The following is a 21460-nucleotide window of genomic DNA, read 5'->3' on the forward strand; positions in this document are numbered from 1 at the left end:
GTAGAGGAGCGTTCTGTAAGCCTGTGAAGGTGAGTTGAGAAGCTTGCTGGAGGTATCAGAAGTGCGAATGCTGACATGAGTAACGACAATGGGTGTGAAAAACACCCACGCCGAAAGACCAAGGTTTCCTGCGCAACGTTAATCGACGCAGGGTTAGTCGGTCCCTAAGGCGAGGCTGAAAAGCGTAGTCGATGGAAAACAGGTTAATATTCCTGTACTTCTGGTTATTGCGATGGAGGGACGGAGAAGGCTAGGCCAGCTTGGCGTTGGTTGTCCAAGTTTAAGGTGGTAGGCTGAGATCTTAGGTAAATCCGGGATCTTAAGGCCGAGAGCTGATGACGAGTTACCCTTTGGGTGACGAAGTGGTTGATGCCATGCTTCCAAGAAAAGCTTCTAAGCTTCAGGTAACCAGGAACCGTACCCCAAACCGACACAGGTGGTTGGGTAGAGAATACCAAGGCGCTTGAGAGAACTCGGGTGAAGGAACTAGGCAAAATGGCACCGTAACTTCGGGAGAAGGTGCGCCGGTGAGGGTGAAGCATTTACTGCGTAAGCCCATGCCGGTCGAAGATACCAGGCCGCTGCGACTGTTTATTAAAAACACAGCACTCTGCAAACACGAAAGTGGACGTATAGGGTGTGACGCCTGCCCGGTGCCGGAAGGTTAATTGATGGGGTTAGCTAACGCGAAGCTCTTGATCGAAGCCCCGGTAAACGGCGGCCGTAACTATAACGGTCCTAAGGTAGCGAAATTCCTTGTCGGGTAAGTTCCGACCTGCACGAATGGCGTAACGATGGCGGCGCTGTCTCCACCCGAGACTCAGTGAAATTGAAATCGCTGTGAAGATGCAGTGTATCCGCGGCTAGACGGAAAGACCCCGTGAACCTTTACTATAGCTTTGCACTGGACTTTGAATTTGCTTGTGTAGGATAGGTGGGAGGCTTTGAAGCGTGGACGCCAGTTCGCGTGGAGCCAACCTTGAAATACCACCCTGGCAACTTTGAGGTTCTAACTCAGGTCCGTTATCCGGATCGAGGACAGTGTATGGTGGGTAGTTTGACTGGGGCGGTCTCCTCCTAAAGAGTAACGGAGGAGTACGAAGGTGCGCTCAGACCGGTCGGAAATCGGTCGTAGAGTATAAAGGCAAAAGCGCGCTTGACTGCGAGACAGACACGTCGAGCAGGTACGAAAGTAGGTCTTAGTGATCCGGTGGTTCTGTATGGAAGGGCCATCGCTCAACGGATAAAAGGTACTCCGGGGATAACAGGCTGATACCGCCCAAGAGTTCATATCGACGGCGGTGTTTGGCACCTCGATGTCGGCTCATCACATCCTGGGGCTGAAGCCGGTCCCAAGGGTATGGCTGTTCGCCATTTAAAGTGGTACGCGAGCTGGGTTTAGAACGTCGTGAGACAGTTCGGTCCCTATCTGCCGTGGACGTTTGAGATTTGAGAGGGGCTGCTCCTAGTACGAGAGGACCGGAGTGGACGAACCTCTGGTGTTCCGGTTGTCACGCCAGTGGCATTGCCGGGTAGCTATGTTCGGAATAGATAACCGCTGAAAGCATCTAAGCGGGAAACTAGCCTCAAGATGAGATCTCACTGGGACCTTGAGTCCCCTGAAGGGCCGTCGAAGACTACGACGTTGATAGGTTGGGTGTGTAAGCGCTGTGAGGCGTTGAGCTAACCAATACTAATTGCCCGTGAGGCTTGACCATATAACACCCAAGCAATTTGCAGGCTTCGAGCTGAAAAGCGAAAAGGCACCAGATTGCGGTGTGTGAAGACGAAACGAACCGAAAGTTCGAGATACTCACAAAACACCAAGCTGTCACATACCCATTCGCTGGAGCGTGAGCCGCAAGGCAAACGACCTGGCTACCGAATTTCTTGACGACCATAGAGCATTGGAACCACCTGATCCCATCCCGAACTCAGCAGTGAAACGATGCATCGCCGATGGTAGTGTGGGGTTTCCCCATGTGAGAGTAGGTCATCGTCAAGATCAAATTCCGAAACCCCTATCTGCGTATGCAGGTAGGGGTTTTGTTTTAGTAGAAGTCACCGATTTTGCCAGCACGTTACCACTGTAACGGGCTGGTCACAGAATTTCTTGACGACCATAGAGCATTGGAACCACCTGATCCCATCCCGAACTCAGCAGTGAAACGATGCATCGCCGATGGTAGTGTGGGGTTTCCCCATGTGAGAGTAGGTCATCGTCAAGATTGAATTCCGAAACCCCTGTCTGCTTATGCAGACAGGGGTTTTGTCTTTCTGGGCTATAGAAACCTCAATCCGGTATGGGGCACATCCCGCTCTTGCGTGCCTTGCTACTCCTTCGAGCCAGCAACTTGCGCCACCAGATATAGATTCCCGTCACCGACAGTACTGCAATGAAAACACCCAACAACACGATCATCACTTGCCCGGTGAGCCCAATGATTCGCCCTCCGTGTATCGGCAATTGCAGCCGATAAAAACGCTCCCCCAAGGTGCCTTGGCCTGCGATTTCCTGTCCCAGTAAACGCCCGTCCGTGCCATGGAAGAACAGCCAGGACTTTCCATGGGCCTCGGTATCATGTTGCCCAAACCCCGCCCCATAAAAGTTGTACTCAAAGCTGTAATACAACTCCCCGATCGCTGCTGTCAGCCCCAGCCTTTGCCCTTCCTGCAACGCACGTTCATAAGCCTGTTGATAACTCAGCCGCGTAACTCCCAGCTCCTCGGCAGGCATGCGTCCGCGGGCCTCGTAAACGCTCGGCTCAATCGGTGAAAACAGTGAAACGGCAGGCTTGAAGACCTGGCTCGGCAGGTTCATGGCGACACTGCTGACCGCAATCGGTAGCAGCAATAACCAAAGCCACAAACCACCGGCCCGATGCAGGTCGAAGTTCCGCCGGTAGGCATGCCCGCCTTTGATCTTCCAAGCAGTCGACCACTTCTTCCAGAATGGTTTCCCTCGTGGAAGCGTCAGCCAAAGCGCGATGAAACAATCGACAACCCAGGCGATCGCGACCAGTCCCATTAACAACAATCCCCAGTTATTCGGCAGAACCAGGTTGTAGTGGAACTCAAGAATGAACGGGATGAAGTTCTCTCGCTGAAAGCAGCATTCTCCCCAGAACCGCTGCCCTTTCTGCTCGCCATTGATCGGGTCCAGATAGAACACCTGATTGGGTTCGGCAAAAGGTTTTCCGGTCGCAGGGTCATTGCGCGGTACCGCAGCCAGCAATGCGGTATGACCCGGTTCTGACGGGTACTCCATGTACCAGACTTGCAACCTCGGATGCTCCGCTTGCAGGTTGTCGACCAAAGTGCCGGGCGGCAAACGCTGACCGTCGGCAGACGCTGAATAGAACTCCGGATTGAGCCACTCATCCAGCTCATGATTGAACGCCAGAATGCTGCCCGTAAGCCCGGCCATCAGCAAAAACAGCGCAGTCGCGAGACCGATGTAGCGATGAAGTAAAACCAGAAATGCACGCATGGAATTTTCCTGCAGAGACGAAAAAGCCAGCCCCTGGATTCAGGGGCTGGCTTTTTTTGGATAACAAGTCGTTAGAACTGGTAGCTCACGGTAGCGGCGACGTTGCGCTCTTCACCCAAGTAGCAGAAGTTCAGGCTGGCGCAGGAGGCCATGTAGGACTCGTTAGTCAGGTTGTTCGCATTCAGACGTACGTCCACGCCCTTCAAACCCACCTTGCCCAGGTCATAGCCGACAGACGCATCGAACAATGTGTAGGACGGCACCTTCAGTGTGTTTTCCGCATCGGCCCAGCTGTAACCGACGTAACGCACGCCGCCGCCCAGACGCAGGCCATCAAGCGCTGCGCTGTCGAATTTGTAGTCCGCCCACACCGAGGCCATATGACGTGGCGCCTGAGTCGGCGAGTTGCCCTTGTTTTCGATTACGTCGGTGTCGGTGCTCAACGTACTGATCATCGACTTCGAATACTCGATGTCGGTGAAGGTGTAGCTGCCGAGGACTTTCAGGTTATCGGTCAGCTGCATGTGCGCTTCCAGTTCCAGACCTTGGGAGCGGACGGCGCCTACAGCGCGATAGAAGTTTTCCTGCGGCAGTTTGGTCGCCAGGTTTTCCTGATCGATGCGGAACAGCGATGCCGTGAACAAGTTGTCGGTGCCCGGCGGCTGGTATTTCAGGCCCACTTCCCACTGGGTGCCATCGGTCGGTGCCAGAGGATTGCCGGCGCTGTCCGCGTAGGAGTTCGGGTTGAACGACTCGGAGTAGCTGATGTACGGCGCAATGCCGTTATCGAACAGGTACAACGCCCCAGCCCGGCCCGTCAGCTTGGTGCGTTCGTCACTGATTTCCGTGCCTACAGGGCGTCCCGCTTCAGTCAGCCGGTTTTCATCGGAGGTTTCAACCCAGTCCTGACGCAGGCCCAAAGAGAAGCGCCATTTATCCATCTCGATCAGGTCTAGCAGGTAGACGCCGGTCTGTTCCAGGCGGCGCAGATAGCTGGTCGGGCTGTAGAAGTCGCTGGCCGAATTACCGTACACCGGATTGAACGCATCGATCGGCGCAAGACCGCCACTGGTCCAGTCGACCACCGTTTTGCGTCGCTGGTAGTCGGCGCCCATCAGCACGGTGTGTTGGGTTGCGCCGGTGAAGAACTCGGCTTGCAGCATGTTATCGACGATAAAGGCGTGGAGCTTTTCGTCGCCGCCGGTGTAATAGCGGTTCAACTCGTTACTGGTGGGAGTGGTCCAGCCATACGCGTAAACCTGATCGATCTTCACCTTGGAGTCGAGATAACGGAAGTTCTGCCGCGCGGTAAAGACGTCGTTGAAGCGGTGTTCGAACTGATAACCGAAGGACTGTTGATCACGCTGGAAACCATCAACGCCCGGCTCGCCTTCGAAGAAGTTTGGAGAGATCCGATTGCCGTTGCGCTGATGGATTGTGCCATCGGCCGGGACGCCGCCGTGATAGCCACCGTCGGGATCGTGTTGCAGGTAGGCTTGCAGCGTCAGCGAGGTATCTTCGGTGAAATCGATGCTGACCGTCGGTGCCAATGCGAAGCGCTTTTCCTTGTTGTGGTCGAACTGCGTGTCGGACTGATCCGCCAACCCTGTCAGGCGATAGGCAATACGTTTGTCATCATCCACCGGCCCGCTGAAGTCGAAACCCATGCCGCGCTGGCCTTGGGTGCCCACCGTGGCCTGAACCTGATGATAGGGCTCATACAACGGTTTCTTGCTGGTCAACGCCACCAGCCCGCCCGGTGAACTGCGACCGTAGAGCACCGACGACGGACCTTTGAGAATATCGACCCGTTCGAGGAAATACGGGTCCACCTGCATGGTGCTGTAGGTGCCGCTGTCGCCCATGGATTTGAGGCCGTCGAGATAGATGTTATCCACCGAGCCGTCGTTGAAACCGCGCATCGCCACGTAGTCATAACGGTGGGTTGCGCCGTAAGGGTTGGTCAGCACGCCGGGGGTGTAGCGCATCGCCTGGGACACGGTTTGCGAGCCTTGGTCGTCCATTTGCTCGCGGGTCACCACGGACACGCTTTGTGAGGTTTCCAGCAGGGCGGTACTGGTTTTGGTGGCGATCTGGCTGTGTGTCGCGTTGTAGCCATCCATACTGCCCAGCGCATTACCCAAGGCGAAGCCTTTGATGTCGGTGGTGGGCAGCGCCAGGGCTTCGGTTTCAGCAACGGGCCGCAGCACATAGCTGCTGCCATCCTGACTGACGGCCACCAGCCCTGTGCCATTGAGAAAATGGCTTAATGCCTGATCCGCCGAATAGTCGCCCTGTAATGCCGGCGATTGAAGGCCCTGAGTTTGAGCCGGAGTCGTCGACAGCGTGATGCCCGCCTGCCGCGCGAATTGGTTGAGCACATCGTTCAAGGGGCCGGCGGCAATGTTGTAGCGGTGGCTAGTGGCTTCGCTGGCCTGGGCTGCAACGCCAAGTGTCGGCAGCAGGCCGACACCCAATGCGGTCGAGAACAGCGCCGCCCGGATGGCGTGGCGCAATACGCCTGATTCCGCGGCGAAATGGAGAGGGTTCTTACTGATGGCGCGCACAGTCATTGTAGGTTTCCGTAGGAAGTCGCTGAAGGCAGAGTTGAAGTGCTTACTGACTAAGCCGGACTTGTTTGGAAAACCCGCCAAAAAAATTCAGGCGTGTCGCTCCAGCGTCACCCACCAGCGAGTGCGATAGCGCAGTTGCACCGGCAGGGTGTGCGGCAAGATGGCCAGCAGTTTGTCGGTGTCTTCGAGACGGAAAACCCCGGACAGCCGCAAATGGGCAATGTCCGCTGCGCAGGTCAGATAACCGGGACGGTAACGCCCGACTTCATTAATGAAGTCCCCGAGGCGCATGTTGCGGGTGACGATCAGGCCGTCGACCCAGGCGCCGGCATCCATGTCTTGAGGCGGTGCCAACTGTGCGCGACTGCGATCGATCAGATAACTCTGCCCGGCCTGCACCTGAATCGGCGGGCCGTCGGCGGCCCGTGGCGAATGGATTGCGACCATGCCGCTGGTAACGCTGAGCCTTGTGCAGTCGGCGTCCTGACGAACGATGAAGCGTGCAGCCACACTGTCGAAAACGCCGTGACGGCTTTGCACCCGCAACGGTCGATTAAACGAAACCCCTTCACTTGCCCCACCGCACGTCACGATGATTTCGCCGCGAGTCAGTCTGATCAGGCGCTGCTGCGCGGTGTAGTCCAGATCCACCGCGCTGGCGGTGTTGAGTTCCAGGCGCGCGCCATCCGGTAACTGGAAACCACGACGCTCGCCCGTGACGGTGGCGAAGTCGGCGGTCCACTGTTGCCAACCGACCAGATCCTTGCCCAGCCATGCCGCCGAACCCATCAATAACGCGCCCGACAGCAGCTTCAACGCCTGGCGCCGCCCGAGTCCCTGTGCGCTGTTTTCCAACGTGTTGAAAGCGACTTGGGCGCCGGGCACCGCGCGCAGATTGCTGCTCAACTCGGCTTGCAGGGACTGCACCCGTTGCCAGGCCAGTTCATGCTCACGGTGCTCCGCGCGCCAGACGTTGCATTGCTGGCGCAGTCTGGAATTGGTCGCGTTGTTACGCAGGCGCAGCAGCCAGTGGATGGCTTGCTTGACCACCTGCTGATGGGGTTCGCCGCGGCGGTTCAGTGCTGAGTTATCCACAGGCATCACGCTTCATACCGCAGCACGTAGCAGTGATACAGCGCGTCGGCCACATAACGTTCCACTGAGCGGAGGGATAATCCCATGTGTTCGGCGATCTGCTTGTGGGTAAGCCCTTCGCACTGGGCCAGTAGAAATGCCTGACGCACTTTCGGCTTCAGGCCTTCAAGCATGCGAGCGATGCTTTCCAGCAATTCGAGCACCAATGCCCGCGCCTCGGCGCTCGGGGTTTCGGCCTCGGGCAAATGGGCGGTGGTTTCCAGGTACGCGCGCTCGATTTCCTCACGGCGCCAGTGGTCGATCACCAGGCCGCGGGCGATGGTTCGCAGAAAGGCGCGGGGGGCCTTGAGCTCCAGGCGTTCGGTTCTTTGCAGCAGACGGACGAACGTGTCTTGAGCCAGATCCGCCGCATCGGCCGCGTTACCCAATCGAGCGCGCAGCCACGTGTTGAGCCAACCGTGATGACTGCTGTAAAGCGCCTGTACTGCAAACTCAGGTGAAGACATGAACGCGACAGCCCGACGTCACAAATGATAATTAGTCGCATTGTCATCAAGGGTCGAAAAATTTGCAACTGCCGTTCGAGCAACCACCAGCAAACACTGTTATTCGGGCGCTCTAGCACACCATTCGGCGGGTATCTGACGGGTTTCGTACAAATCCCTAAGATTTCTCCCACTCGTGCCGACAGACTGGTGAGACATGCGTGCACCAAAGTAGAGCGGCCTCAGAATGTCCGTCTGCGCTGTTACATGGAATGTTGCAACCCGGAACGCCCACTTTTTGCATAAGAAGTCCCATGAAATGAATCTCAAGTTCAGCCATAAAATCCTGCTGGCCGCTTCAGGCGTCGTGGTGCTGGCTTTTGCGTTGTTCACTTTGTACAACGACTATCTGCAGCGAAACACCATCCGACAAAACCTCGAGTCTTCCGTTGAGCAAGCTGGCGAGCTGACCGCCAGCAGCGTGCAGAACTGGATGAGCGGCCGCGTGCTGGTCCTGGAAAACCTCGCGCAGAACGTCGCTCATCAAGGCGCCAATGCCGACTTGTCGGGGCTGGTCGATCAACCTGCCCTCACCTCGAACTTCCAGTTCACCTACGTCGGGCAGGCCAATGGTGTGTTCACCCAGCGCCCTGACGCGAAGATGCCGGACGGCTACGATCCGCGTCAGCGCCCCTGGTACAAACAAGCCGTGGTCGCCGACAAGACCATGCTGACCCCGCCTTATATGGCAGCGGTCGGCGGGTTGGTGGTGACCATCGCCATGCCGGTGAAAAAGCAAGGCGAACTGCTGGGCGTCGTCGGCGGCGACCTGAGTCTGGAAACCCTGGTGAAGATCATCAACTCGGTAGACTTCGGTGGCATCGGTCACGCGTTTCTCGTCAGCGCCGACGGTCAGGTGATCGTCAGCCCGGACAAGGATCAGGTGATGAAGAACCTGAAAGACATCTATCCGGGTTCCAGCGTCCGAATCGGGAAAGGCATCCAGGAAGTAGAACTGAACAAGCAGGACCGCATCCTCTCGTTCACGCCGGTGAGCGGTTTGCCGAATGCCGAGTGGTACATCGGTCTGTCGATCGACAAGGCCAAGGCCTATGCACCACTGAGCCAGTTCCGCACCTCGGCGCTGATCGCGATGTTCATCGCCGTGACCGCCATTGCAGTGCTGCTGAGTCTGCTGATTAATGTGTTGATGCGTCCGCTGACCACGATGGGCCGTGCGATGCAGGACATCGCTCAGGGCGAGGGCGACCTGACCCGTCGTCTGGTCGTAGAAAGCAAAGACGAGTTCGGCGAGTTGGGCGGTTCCTTCAACCAGTTCGTGGAGCGGATTCACGCGTCGATTTCCGAAGTGTCCTCGGCGACCCGTCAGGTTCATGACCTGTCGCAACGGGTGATGGCATCGTCCAACGCTTCGATCATCGGCTCCGACGAACAAAGCGCCCGCACCAACAGCGTGGCTGCGGCGATCAACCAATTGGGCGCCGCCACCCAGGAAATCGCCCGCAACGCGGCCGATGCTTCGCAACACGCCAGCGGCGCGAGCGAGCAGGCCGATGACGGTCGTCAGGTGGTGGAAAAAACCATCCTGGCCATGACCGAGCTGTCGCAGAAAATCAGCCTGTCCTGCACGCAGATCGAAACCTTGAATGCGAGTACCGACAACATCGGCCACATTCTCGATGTGATCAAAGGCATCTCCCAGCAGACCAATTTGCTGGCGCTCAACGCGGCCATCGAAGCGGCCCGTGCCGGTGAGGCCGGTCGTGGTTTTGCGGTGGTGGCGGACGAGGTGCGTAACCTTGCACATCGCACCCAGGAATCGGCGGAAGAGATCCACAAGATGATCAGCTCGCTGCAGATCGGTTCTCGCGAAGCGGTGACCACGATGAATGCCAGTCAGGCGTCCAGCGAGCAGAGCGTCGAAGTAGCGAACCAGGCCGGCCTGCGATTGGTCAGCGTGACCCAGCGCATCGGCGAAATCGACGGCATGAATCAATCGGTAGCCGCAGCGACCGAAGAGCAGACCGCCGTGGTTGAGACCCTCAACGTCGACGTCAACCAGATTAACCTGCTGAACCAGCAGAGCGTGGCCAACCTCAATGAAACATTGAAGGATTGCGATGCTTTGTCCCAGCAGGCCAATCGGTTAAAGCAGTTGGTTGATAGTTTCAAGATCTGATTGAGGTCAGTTCTACCGCGTTATCGTTCAATCGCGAGCAGGCTCGCTCCCACATGGGATTTTCAGTGATCACAACATTTGTGAATGACTGAGAACCCCTGTGGGAGCGGGCTTGCTCGCGAAAGCGGTCTAGTAATCACCGCTGAACCGAAGCCTTACACAAACAGCTTCAACACATTCCCCATCGCGTCATCGGCAAACCCCTGAACGAAATTTTTGAACCCCGGTAGAGCTTCGGCGCCACCCTGGGCCGGTTCGGCGATGATGGTCCAGGTCGCCCGCGACTTGCCCGCCCCCAAGGATTCAACATTCATCGCCGCCCACAAATTGGCCACGCCCAACGTGTTGTAGATCGTCGTCCAGGTCATGTTCAGCGTCTGGTCGTCCCGGGAGTTGAGTTGTTCGACCACCAGGTTGCCGTCCTTGAAGAATTTCTTGCGTAGCGACGACACGCCTTCGCCGGTCATCTCGATGTGCGACAGCGCCGGAATGAATTGATCGAAGCCGGCAAAATTGCCGACCACCGCCCAGACTTGTGCCGCATCGATCGGTACTTCCACCGAAGACACAACGTGGCAGCCGTGAGGATTTTTGATCAGGGTATCGGGTTGCAGAGTATTCATGGTTTTGCTCCTCGCAGGATTAGGGTGAATCAGATGAAGTTGATTTCTTTGAGGTAGTCGCAGCCGCGCCGCAGCAGCGCCGGAGATTTTTCCGGGTAGTGCGCGCCCATCTGCCGAACGCCGGCCTGGGCGTTGTCGTGGCCGATCATCGAGATGTCGCCGATGTCTTCTTCGAAGCCGTTGAGGTAGAAACCCAGCACGCCAAACAGCGCGTTATCGCTGTCGACGCGGTCCAGTTGCTGCTGCCAGTCGGCGACGCTGACCATGGCGAATTCCCGACCGGCCTCGCGAAATGACGCTACGTAGGAATCCCAGCTCAGGGGCTCGGGGTTGTGCAGGTTGAACACCGCTTTTTCGGCCTGGTAACGGCTGGCGTGGAAGGCGATGAAACGGGCGAGGAAATCCACCGGCATCAGGTCGAAATTCAACGCGAACTCCGGCACTTGGCCGAGTTGGATCGAGCCCTTGAGCATCAGCATCAAGCGATTCTTGTGGGGCTGGCAGACACCGGTGAGGCTGTTGAAGCTGATGTTGCCGGGGCGATAAAGATTGACCCGCACCCCACGCTCCCGCGCTCGTTCGAGAATCCGCTCGCCGACCCATTTCGACAGGTTGTAGCCGTTCTTGATATAGATCGGTGGTGTCTGCGCGGCGGGCAATTCCAGGACTCGGCCATCGTCGGAAATCGTGCTGGACGCCGAGAGCGTCGAGACGAAATTGAAAATTTTCTTGCTGCGCCCTTCACACAAGCGCAGGCACTCGAAAATCGGCTCGACGTTGTCCCGCGCCAACGACTCGTAATCGAGGACGTGATTGACGTTGGCGGCGTTGTGCACCAGCGCGCCGAACTCGCGGTCCAGCTGCTCGTAAACATCTTCACTGAGCCCCAGTTGCGGGCGAGTGATGTCCGCCGCGTAAACTCGCACCCGGCTCAGGTCCAGATGCTCCAGACGGTTTTCCCGCAACGCCTGAGCAAAGCGTTGCGCCGCCGATTGCCCGCCGCCATCGCGCACCAGGCACGCTACTTCGCTGGCGCCCCAGGCCAGCAGTGCTTCGACGATATGAACACCGACAAAGCTGTTGGCGCCGGTGACGATCACCTTGTGCACATCGCCCATTCGGCTGATCGGCAACGGCTCGATATTCAGTTCGCGGAAGGCATCGGCCAGGGCTTTTTTGCTCAGCACTTCCTCGGTCCCGGAGCCGCGCACCAAGGTCGCCAGTTTCGCAATCGTCGGCAGCTCGATGAAGCGGTTGATCGAGATACTGCGGCCGAACTCCTCACGCAAACGCAGCAACATGCGCGACAGCAGGATCGAGTGCCCGCCGAGATTAAAGAAGCTTTCATCGGTAGAAATGTCACTGGCGGGCAGCTCCAGCAGTTCGGCCCAGATCTCCAGCAATAGCGCTTCATCGGCGCTGGCGGGCAAACGTCGTTGGCTGTTTTCGGTCACGTTGACGGGCAGTTCCATCAGCGCTTTACGGTCGACCTTGCCGTTGCTGGCGAACGGCATGCTCGCCAGTTCGGTCCATGCGGTCGGCTGCATGTAGTCCGGCAGAAACTGCATTGCGTGGGCTTTCAAGGCTTCGCGAGCCGCACCGGGTTGCTCTTCCTGAGGCTGCGCGAGAAAGGCCAGAATCCGTCGATGACGGTCGATGACCACCGCCACCTGACGGTACAGCTGACTGTCGCGCAGGCAGCGTTCGATCTCTTCCGGCTCGACCCGAAAGCCGCGAATCTTCACCTGATTGTCTCGCCGCCCGCACAGCTCAATACCGTCGCGGGTCCACTTGGCCATGTCGCCGGAGCGGTAGGCGCGCAGGCTCTGGCCATTCGGCAGACTCAGGTCCAGATAACGTTCGGCAGTCTGCTGCGGGTTGTTCAGGTAACCCAGACATACCCCTGGGCCGACGATGTACAACTCACCGACGGTTTGCTCGGCCACCGGTTGAAAGTCCTCATCGAGGATCAGCACTTGGCTGTTGGCAATCGGTGCACCGAGGGTCCGGTTGCTGTCGCCGGTACGCAGTTGTCGCGCAGTGATCAGTACCGTGGCTTCGGTCGGGCCGTAGAGGTTGTAGAGATTGCCTTGGCGAGTCAGTTGCTCGATCACATAAGGTTCGCAAACATCGCCACCGGTCATCACATGGTCGAGGACTTGCAACTGCTCCAGCGGCAGGATGCTCAACAGCGCCGGTGGCAAAAAGGCGTGGCTGAGTCGTTGGTGACGGATCAGCTCGACCAGTTGCAACGGGTCGCGACGTTGATCCTCGTTGGGCACGATCAGTTCGGCGCCCTGAAGCAACGTCGGGAAAATATCGATCAGTGACGAGTCGAAACTCAACGATGAAAACTGCAACGCCCGACTCTGTTCGGTCAGCTGCACGTAATCGGCGTACCACGCGGTGAAGTGCGCGAGATTGGCCTGGCTGAGCAACACGCCTTTGGGGTGCCCCGTGGTGCCCGAGGTATAGAGCGCCATGCACGGCGCGTCGAGATCAGGTCGTTGGCGCATCAAGGGTTGATCGAGATTCACATCGCCGATGTCGATGCGGCTGATGTCCAGCCCAGGCATCGTCTCGCTGAGCGGATGTTCTCCGTCATGCAGCAACAACACCGCGCCGGCGTTTTCCAGAATGTACTGCTGACGTTGCAGTGGGTGGCTTGGTTCCAGCGGCAGGTACACCGCGCCGCTGCCCAGAATCGCCAGAATCCCCGCATACAACGCGCTGCATTTTGGCAGACAGATCCCGATCACCAACGGTCCTTGATGCTGATCGAGCAATGGTTGCAAGCGCTGCTGGATGGCGCGGCTGTGGGCGTGCAATTGCCGATAGCTCAGCGACGTGCCGGCGATGTTCAGCGCTGGCCGCTCGGCGCACTGGATGAAGCGCTGTTCAAGCCGCTCGATCATCGGGATCTGGCCGAGCTGCAGCAGCCATGGTTCAGCCGTGGCGTTGAGCTGATGGACGTAGGCCAGGTGTTCTAGAAACAGTAGATTTTCCACCTGCTCAAAGTGCGCAGGAATTGGAGGTTCGACGAGAAGAAAATACTCGGCACCCCGGGAGAAGCGGCTGACCAGCAATGCCACGTGATCGACCAGATCGGCCACCGCTCGCAGGCGCAACGCCTGGCCGTTGCCGGACAGTTCTTCGGCGACTGGTACGCGACTTAGCTGCATCGATTTGTACGTGCACAGCAGGTCCAATGCTGGCAGACCCGAGGGGCCCGGCACGCCGATACCCAACTGCAGCGTCAGGCGCGGTGCATCGTTGAAGTCCTGAAACGGCAGGCTCGTATCGTCGATCAGCAAGTCAAACGTGCTTGGCGGCAGTTCCTCCAGATTCGCCAGCCGCACCAGGGAATGACCGTGTTGTTCGAGTTCCAGCGCCAGGTCGGTCAGGGCCTGGCTTTGCCCAATGAGCAAAATATCGAGACGTCTCATGATGTTCTCCTCGTTAAACCAGGTAGTCGCTCAGGGCGCTTTGCACGCACGGTGAATCGAGCAGCGAACTGCTGCGGAAAAACCGCACGATGTTGGCGACTAGCGGGTGATGGCGATTGATCGGGAAGGCCAGTCCCGAGACTTCGCTCTTGAGTGCTCGGCGTGCTGCGTCGCTGATCTGCAAGGCGTCGATCAAGCGGAAGTCGAAGGACTTCTGGATGTCGTTGGTCAGGTAATGGCCGATGAACACCGGCAGGATTTGCGCGATGCACTGGCGATCGTCTTCGCTTGCAGTGTGCCAATAGATGCGCACCAACCGCGCCCAGAACCCGGAGTGACGGCCCTCGTCGAGCAAGTGGTCGGCCATCAGGCCCTTGATCGATTGCTTGACCGTGTCGTCCTTGGCGAACGCCGCGACGTCGCCGGTCACGGTGTTCTCGGCGATGGCCACGCAGATCAGCTCCACGGCGCTGCGCAGGTGTTCCGGTGCGAGGGCCACCGCTGCCGGAATGGCACGGCTCAGTTCGATTTCATCCGGCAGTGCGATCGGCACGATGCCGGTCATGGCGACGGTTTGCTGCATGAAATCCATGGCCACCAGGGCGTGGTAATCCTCGTCCACCACCACGGTCATGGCGTCGTAGCGACAGGCGAACGGGAACGCCACGCTGAAGCGGTTCTTGGCGATGCTGCGGGCGGTCTTGTCGACGATCTCGGTTTCGAAAATCACCACGTCGTTGATGAACTTGTAGAGCGTCTGCACCAAGGCGAAGTCCCGTTGTTCCGGGCATTCGCGCAGGAAGGTCTCACTCAGCACCAGCGGCTGACGGCTCAGCGGATAGATCAGTTTGTCGTCGTTCTCCAGTAAGCGCCGGGGGCGGGTGCGAATGGTCGCGCGGCTCTCCCAGGCGTCGGCGAAGGATTGGTAGTCGGCGGCGTTCATGCGTTCACCTCTGCAACCGGTTCGCTCATGCTCAGGCGCAAGCCGTCCCACAGGGCGATGCGGCTTTCCACGGCGGCAATGGCGCTGGCGTAGACGTCTTCTTCGCGTTGCGGATCGCCATCGACCAGGCGAGCGAGGAGTTTTTCCGCCGCCGGGCCGTGGTCTTCGGAATCGACTTCGATGTGCCGTTCCAGGTAGTAACGGAAGGTCGGCGCTTGTTCGATGCCGATACCCCAGTCGTCGAGAATTCGCTGGAACATCTGCGGAATGACACTCTCGCGGCCATGCAGAAACGCCGCCGCCACACTGTGCCCCGGCGCATGTAACGCGGTGTGCAAGGTGTGGCGCACGAACTGCGCGGCCGCCGGGTCGACGTCCACGCTTTGCAGTGCCACGTCGTAGCTCACGCCTTCTTTTTGCAGCGCCACGAAGCGTTCGACAGCGGCCGTGCTTGCACCGACTTCGCGCATCGCATCCAGGTACAACTCGAAATGGCTGTAGTGACCTTGGGCGGGGCGAACATCAGACTCTTCACCGAGCACGATCTCGTTGATCAACCGCGCAGCCTGAGGATCTCGCGGCGGCAGCCAGGGCAGCTGAACGCAGGTCAGCTCCTGTTGCAGGCGCTTGGTCAACGACATGAAATCCCACACCGCAAACACATGGGTTTCCATAAAGCGTTGAAGGACCGATAACGAATGTATTTCAGAGAAGATCGGGTGCGCACTAAGTTCTGCTTTCTTCTGATTAAGACGATCTTTAGTCGGTTTCATGAGCGAGCCTATAAGTGATCTGGAATACCGTTGAGGGTGGTGTTGATCAATGACTGACGGTTGCATGAAGTTTTTTGTTGGCGAACGGGGGCCTCAATTGAATTGATGTTTTTCAGGGGTGTAATTACTAAGTAGTGCTTGGCGCCCAGTGTTTGTGGGCGGCGGAGAAAAACTAATACACGAATAAAGTGTCGGGCAAGTCATTTTTTAATTAATTTAAAGTTTATCTTTCTCGAGCGCGACAAGTGTCAATAAGACTTTTATATGAAGTTTTATTTGGGCGTAGTTGCTCCTTTCGACTTGTATAAGCCAAAATTTAAATAAAGAGTGAATACCTCACTCAAAGCAACTTTCTACTGGGTTCTTTAATGTGATCTGAGGGGGTGGAAGTTGGCTGGGAGCGACGCCGGTTCTTCCTTTCCCGTGGCAAGACTCCTTCCGTAGGTTCTTGATGCGTCGACTGCTTCGCGGGTGCGGTGCGTCGCCCGTCATTATTCGTTGGCAGCTCAAGAGTGAGCGTAATTCACGGCAGTCGCTATCGCCCTGCATGATCTGCCAGGTGCAATTGTCGGGCTGGAAGATGGCGGGGGCTTTGGGGAACAGGCATGAAGTCGCTGCACACCGGTCCGATGCGAGCAAAAAGGGGGGGTAAGCTAATGCCGGTCAGTTAAGTCGTAATGTGATCCGTAGCAGCTGGCGAAGCCTGCGTTCGGCTGCGAAGCAGTCGTGAGTACGGCTAACGCGGTCTGCCTGACGTATCGCAATCTCTGATTTTACGACTGCTTCGCAGCCGAACGCAGCCTCGCTGGGGCTCGACAGCTGCTACAGAGTGCGCGTCGCAGTTGAAATGGTCGCGGCAAGCGAAAGCGAGCCGCTCAATGGGCTCGCTCGGGGCTGTCGCTGCGGGTTACTTCGAGGTTTTCCTGCGCTGCGGTTCAGAGCTTTCGAGGTAGCGGGTGATGACTTCGACACCCCGGTTGAGGTGGTTTTCGAGCAACGTCACTGAGCGCTCGACGTCCCGCTCTTCGGCGGCTCGCAATAACGCTCGGTGATCTTCCTGGGACAGTTTGCCCAGGCCCATGGCTTCCAGGTTGAAGCGCAGGAAGCGCTCCTCTTCGTTCAACCCGTCCTCGACGAGTCTCAGCAGACGCTGGTTGGGGGCCTTTTTGTAAAGCGCCATGTGGAACAGGCGATTGAGCCGGCCGATCTCGGTGTAGTCGTGTTCTGTTTCCAACTCGTCGATATAGCGCGCTGCCTGTTCGAAATCGGCGGCTTCAAGCAGGGGGATCGACCGACGCAGGGCTTCGGACTCCAGCAGGATTCGCAGCTCATAGGTTTCTGCCGCGTCTCCCTGGACCAACGGTGCAACCACCGCACCTTTATGGGCGACCACATTGAGCAGCGATTGCGCTTCGAGCTGGCGCAAGGCTTCGCGGACCGGCATGCGGCTGACGCCGAACAAATCGGCGAGGTCTTGCTGACGCAGGGCGATGCCGCAAGGAATGCGACCGTCAAGAATCGCCGCGCGCAGGGTTTCTTCGATCACCGAGCGCGCCAGATGGGCGGGAATCGGCCCGTTGACCTTGATACTGCTGAGAGGGTTGGGCTTCTGTGTCACAACAAACGCACCCTGTTTGGTTGAAATATTTGGATCCAAATGGACACTAGTGACTGCTTGGCGGGTTGTCAAACAGTCCAAAGATCGCAGCCTTCGGCAGCTCCTACAGATTTCGGCGTAGGAGTTGCCGAAGGCTGCGATCTTTTTATTGCTCCCGCAATTCAAAGTTTAGCGCGTTGCCAGTGATCTCACCGTGCCATTGTCTTTTAGCAGGCTAGCCTTCACCATCACGCAGATTCCCACCTGCCTGACCTGGATGCCTCGCATTGGCGGTACGTTTCTCGATCCCTCGGACCTTGCGCTGGCTAGGCTGCGCACTGCTGCTGGCCGGCGTCATGCTGGGCGGGCTGCATGCCGATTGGGATTTTTCGCTGATCAGCCGCCGCGCGCAGGCATTGTACGGGCCTTTGGGTGAAGGGCAGCAGCGCATTGATGCCTGGCAGCAATTGCTGGCCACGCAGAAGCAGATTGGCGAGCTGGAACAGCTCAACGTGGTCAACCGATTCTTCAACAAGCAGATGCGTTACGAAGAAGACATCGACCTGTGGCACGAGGTCGATTATTGGGAAACACCGATCGAAGGCCTATGGAAAGGCGCCGGTGATTGCGAAGACTACGCTATCGCCAAGTATTTCAGCCTGCGCCATCTCGGTGTCTCTAGTGACAAGCTGCGCATCACCTACGTCAAGGCTTTGCGCCTGAACCGCGCGCACATGGTGCTGACCTACTACTCGAGCCCCGAGGCCATGCCTTTGGTGCTCGACAGCCTGATCGACACGATCAAGCCCGCCAGCCAGCGAACCGATTTGCTGCCGGTCTACTCTTTCAATGCCGAAGGGTTGTGGTTGCCGGGTGCCAAGGGTAACAAGAAGGTCGGAGACACCAAACGCCTGTCCCGCTGGCAGGATGTGTTGAAGAAAATGCAGGCCGAAGGTTTCCCGGTCGAGACGACTAACTAGGAGCACGCGCTCAGATGTCTTTGTTCAAACAGCTGTTGATCGCTATCTGTCTGTTCCTGGTGGTCGCCTTCACCGGCAGCTTCATGGTCAGTCTGGAAAGCTCGCGGACCCAGTACGTCAACCAGTTGCGCTCCCACGCCCAGGACGCAGCCACGGCGTTGGCGCTGTCCCTGACACCGAACATCGACGACCCGGCGATGGTCGAGTTGCTGGTCAGTTCGATCTTCGATAGCGGTTATTACGCGAGCATCCGTGTGGTCGATCTGGCCAATGACAAGACGATTGTCGAGCGTAGCGGCATCCCGGCGGTCACCAACGTACCGGACTGGTTCGTCAAACTGATCGGCCTGGAACCGGCCGGTGGCGACGCGCTTGTCAGCCGTGGCTGGGAGCAGGCCGCGCGGGTCGAGGTGGTCAGCCATCCGATGTTCGCGTTGGCCAAGCTGTGGCAGAGCGCGTTGGGCAGCCTCGGCTGGTTGCTGATCTGCGGCGCGGTGAGTGCAGTGCTGGGCGCGCTGTTGCTGCGCCGGCAACTGAAGCCGCTGGATTACATGGTCAAGCAATCCCACGCCATTGCTCGCCGCGAATTCCTCAGCCTGCCGGAACTGCCGCGCACCCCGGAACTGCGTCGGGTGGTGCAGGCGATGAACCAGATGGTCGAGAAGCTCAAGGCACTGTTCCAGGAGCAGGCCGAACGCAGTGAAAAACTGCGAGCCGAATCCTATCAGGACAACCTGACCGGCTTGGCCAACCGCCGCTATTTCGAGATGCAACTGAACGCGCGAGTGAGCAATCCTGAGCAGACCAGCTCAGGCTATTTGCTGCTGCTGCGGGTCAAGGATCTGGCTGGTTTGAACCAGCGGCTGGGTGGTCAGCGCACCGATGAATTGTTGAAAGCGGTGGGCGAGCAATTGTCCCGTGAGTGCGCCAAGTACCCGGAAACCCAGAACCTCGTCACGCGCATTCGTGGCGGTGAATTCGCTGTGCTGGCGCCGGGGCTGGTGCGCGAAGAAGCGCTGCAACTGGCGAGTAACCTCGACAGTGCACTGGCGAGCCTGCATGCGACGGGCGCCACGGACGTGGCGTCGGTGGCCTCGATCGGGCTGGCGCCGTTTGCCCATGGCGACTCGCCGCAAGCGGTGATCAGTTTGGCGGACCAGGCCCTGGCCCAGGCGGAAAGTCAGGGCGAACCAAGCTGGGCGTGCCTCGATCACAGTGCATCGGCCCGGGTTGGCGATGACCACCATGCCTGGCACACCTTGCTGGATCGGGCGTTGGATCAGCAGCGTTTCGAGCTGTACTTCCAGCCGGTTGTGGCCAGCCACGACACGCAGGTGGTGCTGCATTACAAAGTGCTGTCGCGCCTGCTCGACGAGCAGAACCAGACCATTCCCGCCGGGCGTTTCTTGCCGTGGCTCGAGCGTTTTGGCTGGACCGCGCGGCTGGACCGTTTGATGCTGGAGCTGGTGCTCGAGCAGATGGCCGACCATGAAGAGTCGCTGGCACTGAACCTGTCTTCGGCGACACTGGCGGATCCGCAGGCGCTGAACAAAGTGTTCGACATTCTGCGTCAGCATTCGAATCTCGGCGAGCGACTGACCCTGGAAATCGGCGAAGAACAATTGCCTGAACAAGCGGTGCTGGAACAGCTGACGCGGCGTCTGCGTGAACTGGGGTTCTCGCTAAGCCTGCAGCGTTTTGGTGGGCGCTTCAGCATGATCGGTAACCTGGCGCGGCTGGGGTTGGCGTATCTGAAGATCGACGGCGGTTACATCCGGGCGATTGATCAGGAGAGCGACAAGCGTCTGTTCATCGAGGCGATTCAGCGGGCGGCGCATAGCATTGATTTGCCATTGATTGCCGAGCGGGTCGAGACCGAAGGGGAGTTGGCGGTGATTCGTGAGATGGGGCTGTATGGGGTTCAGGGGCAGTTGTTTGGTGAGCCGAAGCCTTGGCAGTAGGGTTTTAGTGCAGAGGTGCCAGTCAGTCCGTCTTCGCGGGCAAGCCTCGCTCCTACAGGATTTGTGTCATGCCGCATCGCGTGAACCAACACAACCCCCGTAGGAGCGAGGCTTGCCCGCGAAGGCGCCAGCACAGGCGCCGGAAATATCTGATGGCAAAGTCCTAGGAGATTTCCTTCAAGTTGTAGCGGTTTTGGTGAACTTGTTCCGGCCGAAGTCCAAGGCTAGTCTGGCCTTGTCACTGAATAATCGGTGACACGGACGTGCAAGTCCGACCAAACTGTTTAGGTAGCGTGCTGCCATTCCCTCAATGAGCATTTCGATGTTCACTGCTTTATGGCGGCTGCGCGCAGGAGATCCTCGGATCTGCTGGGTGTCCTAAACAGTCCCGGTCTTGCACACCTGCGCACGGCCGCCACCCCTATTCGCGTGCAAGCGAACGGTGACGGCTCCAACTTACTGTTTAGGGTATTTCTTATGTTCAAAGTAACGCCGAATCCGCCTGCTCCCCGCAAAGGCCGCCTCTTCACCGTCTCCCCCGACATCGACACCGAAGCCCTTCTCGCCAACGCCTCCGAAGACCTACTCTCCATCAGCGCCATCGCCGCCGACCTCGCGGATGATGTGGAAGGCTCACGGCGCTCAGTAGCCTTGGCTCTCAGCCGAATGGCCGATGGCGTGCAGTTATTGGTGGAACGGGCGCTGGATCACCTTGAATCGCCGCAGATGCAGGCTCGGGCCGAGGTTTAGCAGGTTAGAGCGGTGGTGAGCTGAAGATCGCCTTCGCGGGCAAGCCTCGCTCCTACAGGATTTGTGTCGTGCCGCAATCGCGTGAACAAACGCAACTCTGTAGGAGCGAGGCTTGCCCGCGAAGGCGTCAGCACAAACAACAACCAAGGCGGGACGTTAGATCAACCCCGTCTCATCATCATCGATCAATTGGCTCAACCCGCCCAACGCTTCACGGGCCTGGGTCCGGTCCATCAGCTTGGCTTGTGCGGCGGCCGGCAGGTCGGTGACGCGGATCACGCCTTTTTGGGTCAATACCTGAATCAAGTCGTCGAGTACCCGGATCATTTCCAGGTCGCTCTGCTTGAGCTGCTTGAGGCTGGTTTCAACCACTTCGTGGGCAAACCAGGCCTGGATTTCATGGTTGTCGGCCGGCAGTGTTTCCGTGGCTTCGGCGTAGGCCGTGGCTTCCACGCGCACTAACTGACCTTGCGCATCGCGTTGCACGTAAAACATTGAGCATCCCTCGGAAATGGACCAGCGTCGTGCTGTCAGCAGCATAGGC

Annotated in this window: 14 protein-coding genes and 3 rRNA genes (1 of these 17 running past the window's edge); 7 read left to right on the forward strand and 10 right to left on the reverse strand. The window is 58.2% G+C overall.

The genetic code is table 11. From position 1 onward, the window contains the following. The 3 genes from ACYZT2_RS01870 to rrf (ACYZT2_RS01880) all read left to right on the forward strand — a co-directional run. A 23S ribosomal RNA gene (locus ACYZT2_RS01870) occupies nucleotides 1–1718 on the forward strand (it extends 1174 nt beyond the left edge of the window). 171 nt (nucleotides 1719–1889) lie between these two features. After that, nucleotides 1890–2005: ribosomal RNA gene (gene rrf, locus ACYZT2_RS01875) — 5S ribosomal RNA — on the forward strand. Between the two features lie 107 nt (nucleotides 2006–2112). Further along, nucleotides 2113–2228 (forward strand): 5S ribosomal RNA (rrf, locus tag ACYZT2_RS01880). A 65-nt stretch (nucleotides 2229–2293) separates the two neighbouring features. Here rrf (ACYZT2_RS01880) and ACYZT2_RS01885 read toward each other — a convergent pair. The 4 genes from ACYZT2_RS01885 to ACYZT2_RS01900 form a co-directional block, all read right to left on the reverse strand. Further along, nucleotides 2294–3490 (reverse strand): PepSY-associated TM helix domain-containing protein, encoded by a 1197-nt coding sequence (locus ACYZT2_RS01885; protein ID WP_461969653.1) that lies wholly within the window; start codon nucleotides 3488–3490, stop codon nucleotides 2294–2296. Nucleotides 3491–3561: 71 nt separating this feature from the next. Further along, nucleotides 3562–6063, reverse strand: a complete 2502-nt coding sequence (locus ACYZT2_RS01890; RefSeq protein ID WP_461969655.1) for a TonB-dependent siderophore receptor — start codon at nucleotides 6061–6063, stop codon at nucleotides 3562–3564. 87 nt (nucleotides 6064–6150) lie between these two features. Further along, nucleotides 6151–7164: a FecR domain-containing protein gene (locus ACYZT2_RS01895; protein WP_461969657.1), complete on the reverse strand. Its 1014-nt coding sequence runs from the start codon at nucleotides 7162–7164 to the stop codon at nucleotides 6151–6153. Then, the gene (locus ACYZT2_RS01900; RefSeq protein WP_461969659.1) at nucleotides 7164–7664 is read right to left on the reverse strand and encodes a sigma-70 family RNA polymerase sigma factor; all 501 of its coding nucleotides are present in this window, start codon (nucleotides 7662–7664) and stop codon (nucleotides 7164–7166) included. The genes ACYZT2_RS01895 and ACYZT2_RS01900 overlap by 1 nt, the downstream gene beginning before the upstream one ends. 298 nt (nucleotides 7665–7962) lie before the next feature. Between ACYZT2_RS01900 and ACYZT2_RS01905 the strand changes: the two genes are divergently transcribed. Then, on the forward strand, nucleotides 7963–9843 hold the full coding sequence (locus ACYZT2_RS01905) for a methyl-accepting chemotaxis protein (RefSeq protein ID WP_461969661.1): 1881 nt from the start codon (nucleotides 7963–7965) through the stop codon (nucleotides 9841–9843). A 155-nt stretch (nucleotides 9844–9998) separates the two neighbouring features. On the opposite strand, the gene ACYZT2_RS01910 is transcribed toward ACYZT2_RS01905, so the two are convergent. From ACYZT2_RS01910 to ACYZT2_RS01930, 5 genes are all read right to left on the reverse strand, one after another. Continuing rightward, complete coding sequence (locus ACYZT2_RS01910; RefSeq protein ID WP_461969663.1) at nucleotides 9999–10466, reverse strand: SRPBCC family protein; 468 nt, start codon at nucleotides 10464–10466, stop codon at nucleotides 9999–10001. Between the two features lie 29 nt (nucleotides 10467–10495). Further along, a complete protein-coding gene (locus ACYZT2_RS01915) occupies nucleotides 10496–13912 on the reverse strand; it encodes an amino acid adenylation domain-containing protein (RefSeq protein ID WP_461969665.1) in 3417 nt (1138 codons plus the stop codon). A gap of 13 nt (nucleotides 13913–13925) precedes the next feature. Then, a complete protein-coding gene (locus tag ACYZT2_RS01920; RefSeq protein ID WP_461969667.1) occupies nucleotides 13926–14855 on the reverse strand; it encodes a diiron oxygenase in 930 nt (309 codons plus the stop codon). Beyond that, nucleotides 14852–15628, reverse strand: a complete 777-nt coding sequence (locus ACYZT2_RS01925; RefSeq protein ID WP_461969669.1) for a DUF3050 domain-containing protein — start codon at nucleotides 15626–15628, stop codon at nucleotides 14852–14854. Before ACYZT2_RS01925 ends, ACYZT2_RS01920 begins: the two co-directional genes overlap by 4 nt. Nucleotides 15629–16535: 907 nt before the next feature. Further along, on the reverse strand, nucleotides 16536–17246 hold the full coding sequence (locus ACYZT2_RS01930) for a GntR family transcriptional regulator (protein ID WP_461969671.1): 711 nt from the start codon (nucleotides 17244–17246) through the stop codon (nucleotides 16536–16538). Between the two features lie 266 nt (nucleotides 17247–17512). Between ACYZT2_RS01930 and lapG the strand changes: the two genes are divergently transcribed. The 3 genes from lapG (at nucleotide 17513) to ACYZT2_RS01945 (ending at nucleotide 20916) form a co-directional block, all read left to right on the forward strand. Then, entirely contained in the window at nucleotides 17513–18205 is a 693-nt protein-coding gene (gene lapG, locus ACYZT2_RS01935; RefSeq protein WP_461969673.1) for a cysteine protease LapG, read from the forward strand. 14 nt (nucleotides 18206–18219) lie between these two features. Next, complete coding sequence (gene lapD, locus ACYZT2_RS01940; RefSeq protein ID WP_461969675.1) at nucleotides 18220–20166, forward strand: cyclic di-GMP receptor LapD; 1947 nt, start codon at nucleotides 18220–18222, stop codon at nucleotides 20164–20166. A gap of 477 nt (nucleotides 20167–20643) precedes the next feature. Further along, a complete protein-coding gene (locus tag ACYZT2_RS01945; protein ID WP_123357192.1) occupies nucleotides 20644–20916 on the forward strand; it encodes a DUF6124 family protein in 273 nt (90 codons plus the stop codon). 156 nt (nucleotides 20917–21072) lie between these two features. Here ACYZT2_RS01945 and ACYZT2_RS01950 read toward each other — a convergent pair whose 3' ends face one another. Continuing rightward, nucleotides 21073–21411 (reverse strand): tryptophan synthase subunit beta, encoded by a 339-nt coding sequence (locus tag ACYZT2_RS01950; protein ID WP_429431170.1) that lies wholly within the window; start codon nucleotides 21409–21411, stop codon nucleotides 21073–21075. Nucleotides 21412–21460: the final 49 nt, after the last annotated feature.

The sequence above is a fragment of the Pseudomonas sp. MDT1-85 genome (genome assembly GCF_054898065.1).

Excerpts from the sequence above, each read along its gene's own strand:
- ACYZT2_RS01885 (WP_461969653.1), bottom strand. The coding sequence starts at position 3,490 with ATGCGTGCATTTCTGGTTTTACTTCATCGCTACATCGGTCTCGCGACT.
- ACYZT2_RS01890 (WP_461969655.1), bottom strand. The coding sequence starts at position 6,063 with ATGACTGTGCGCGCCATCAGTAAGAACCCTCTCCATTTCGCCGCGGAA.
- ACYZT2_RS01895 (WP_461969657.1), bottom strand. The coding sequence starts at position 7,164 with ATGCCTGTGGATAACTCAGCACTGAACCGCCGCGGCGAACCCCATCAG.
- ACYZT2_RS01900 (WP_461969659.1), bottom strand. The coding sequence starts at position 7,664 with ATGTCTTCACCTGAGTTTGCAGTACAGGCGCTTTACAGCAGTCATCAC.
- ACYZT2_RS01905 (WP_461969661.1), top strand. The coding sequence starts at position 7,963 with ATGAATCTCAAGTTCAGCCATAAAATCCTGCTGGCCGCTTCAGGCGTC.
- ACYZT2_RS01910 (WP_461969663.1), bottom strand. The coding sequence starts at position 10,466 with ATGAATACTCTGCAACCCGATACCCTGATCAAAAATCCTCACGGCTGC.
- ACYZT2_RS01915 (WP_461969665.1), bottom strand. The coding sequence starts at position 13,912 with ATGAGACGTCTCGATATTTTGCTCATTGGGCAAAGCCAGGCCCTGACC.
- ACYZT2_RS01920 (WP_461969667.1), bottom strand. The coding sequence starts at position 14,855 with ATGAACGCCGCCGACTACCAATCCTTCGCCGACGCCTGGGAGAGCCGC.
- ACYZT2_RS01925 (WP_461969669.1), bottom strand. The coding sequence starts at position 15,628 with ATGAAACCGACTAAAGATCGTCTTAATCAGAAGAAAGCAGAACTTAGT.
- lapD (WP_461969675.1), top strand. The coding sequence starts at position 18,220 with ATGTCTTTGTTCAAACAGCTGTTGATCGCTATCTGTCTGTTCCTGGTG.
- ACYZT2_RS01945 (WP_123357192.1), top strand. The coding sequence starts at position 20,644 with ATGTTCAAAGTAACGCCGAATCCGCCTGCTCCCCGCAAAGGCCGCCTC.
- ACYZT2_RS01950 (WP_429431170.1), bottom strand. The coding sequence starts at position 21,411 with ATGTTTTACGTGCAACGCGATGCGCAAGGTCAGTTAGTGCGCGTGGAA.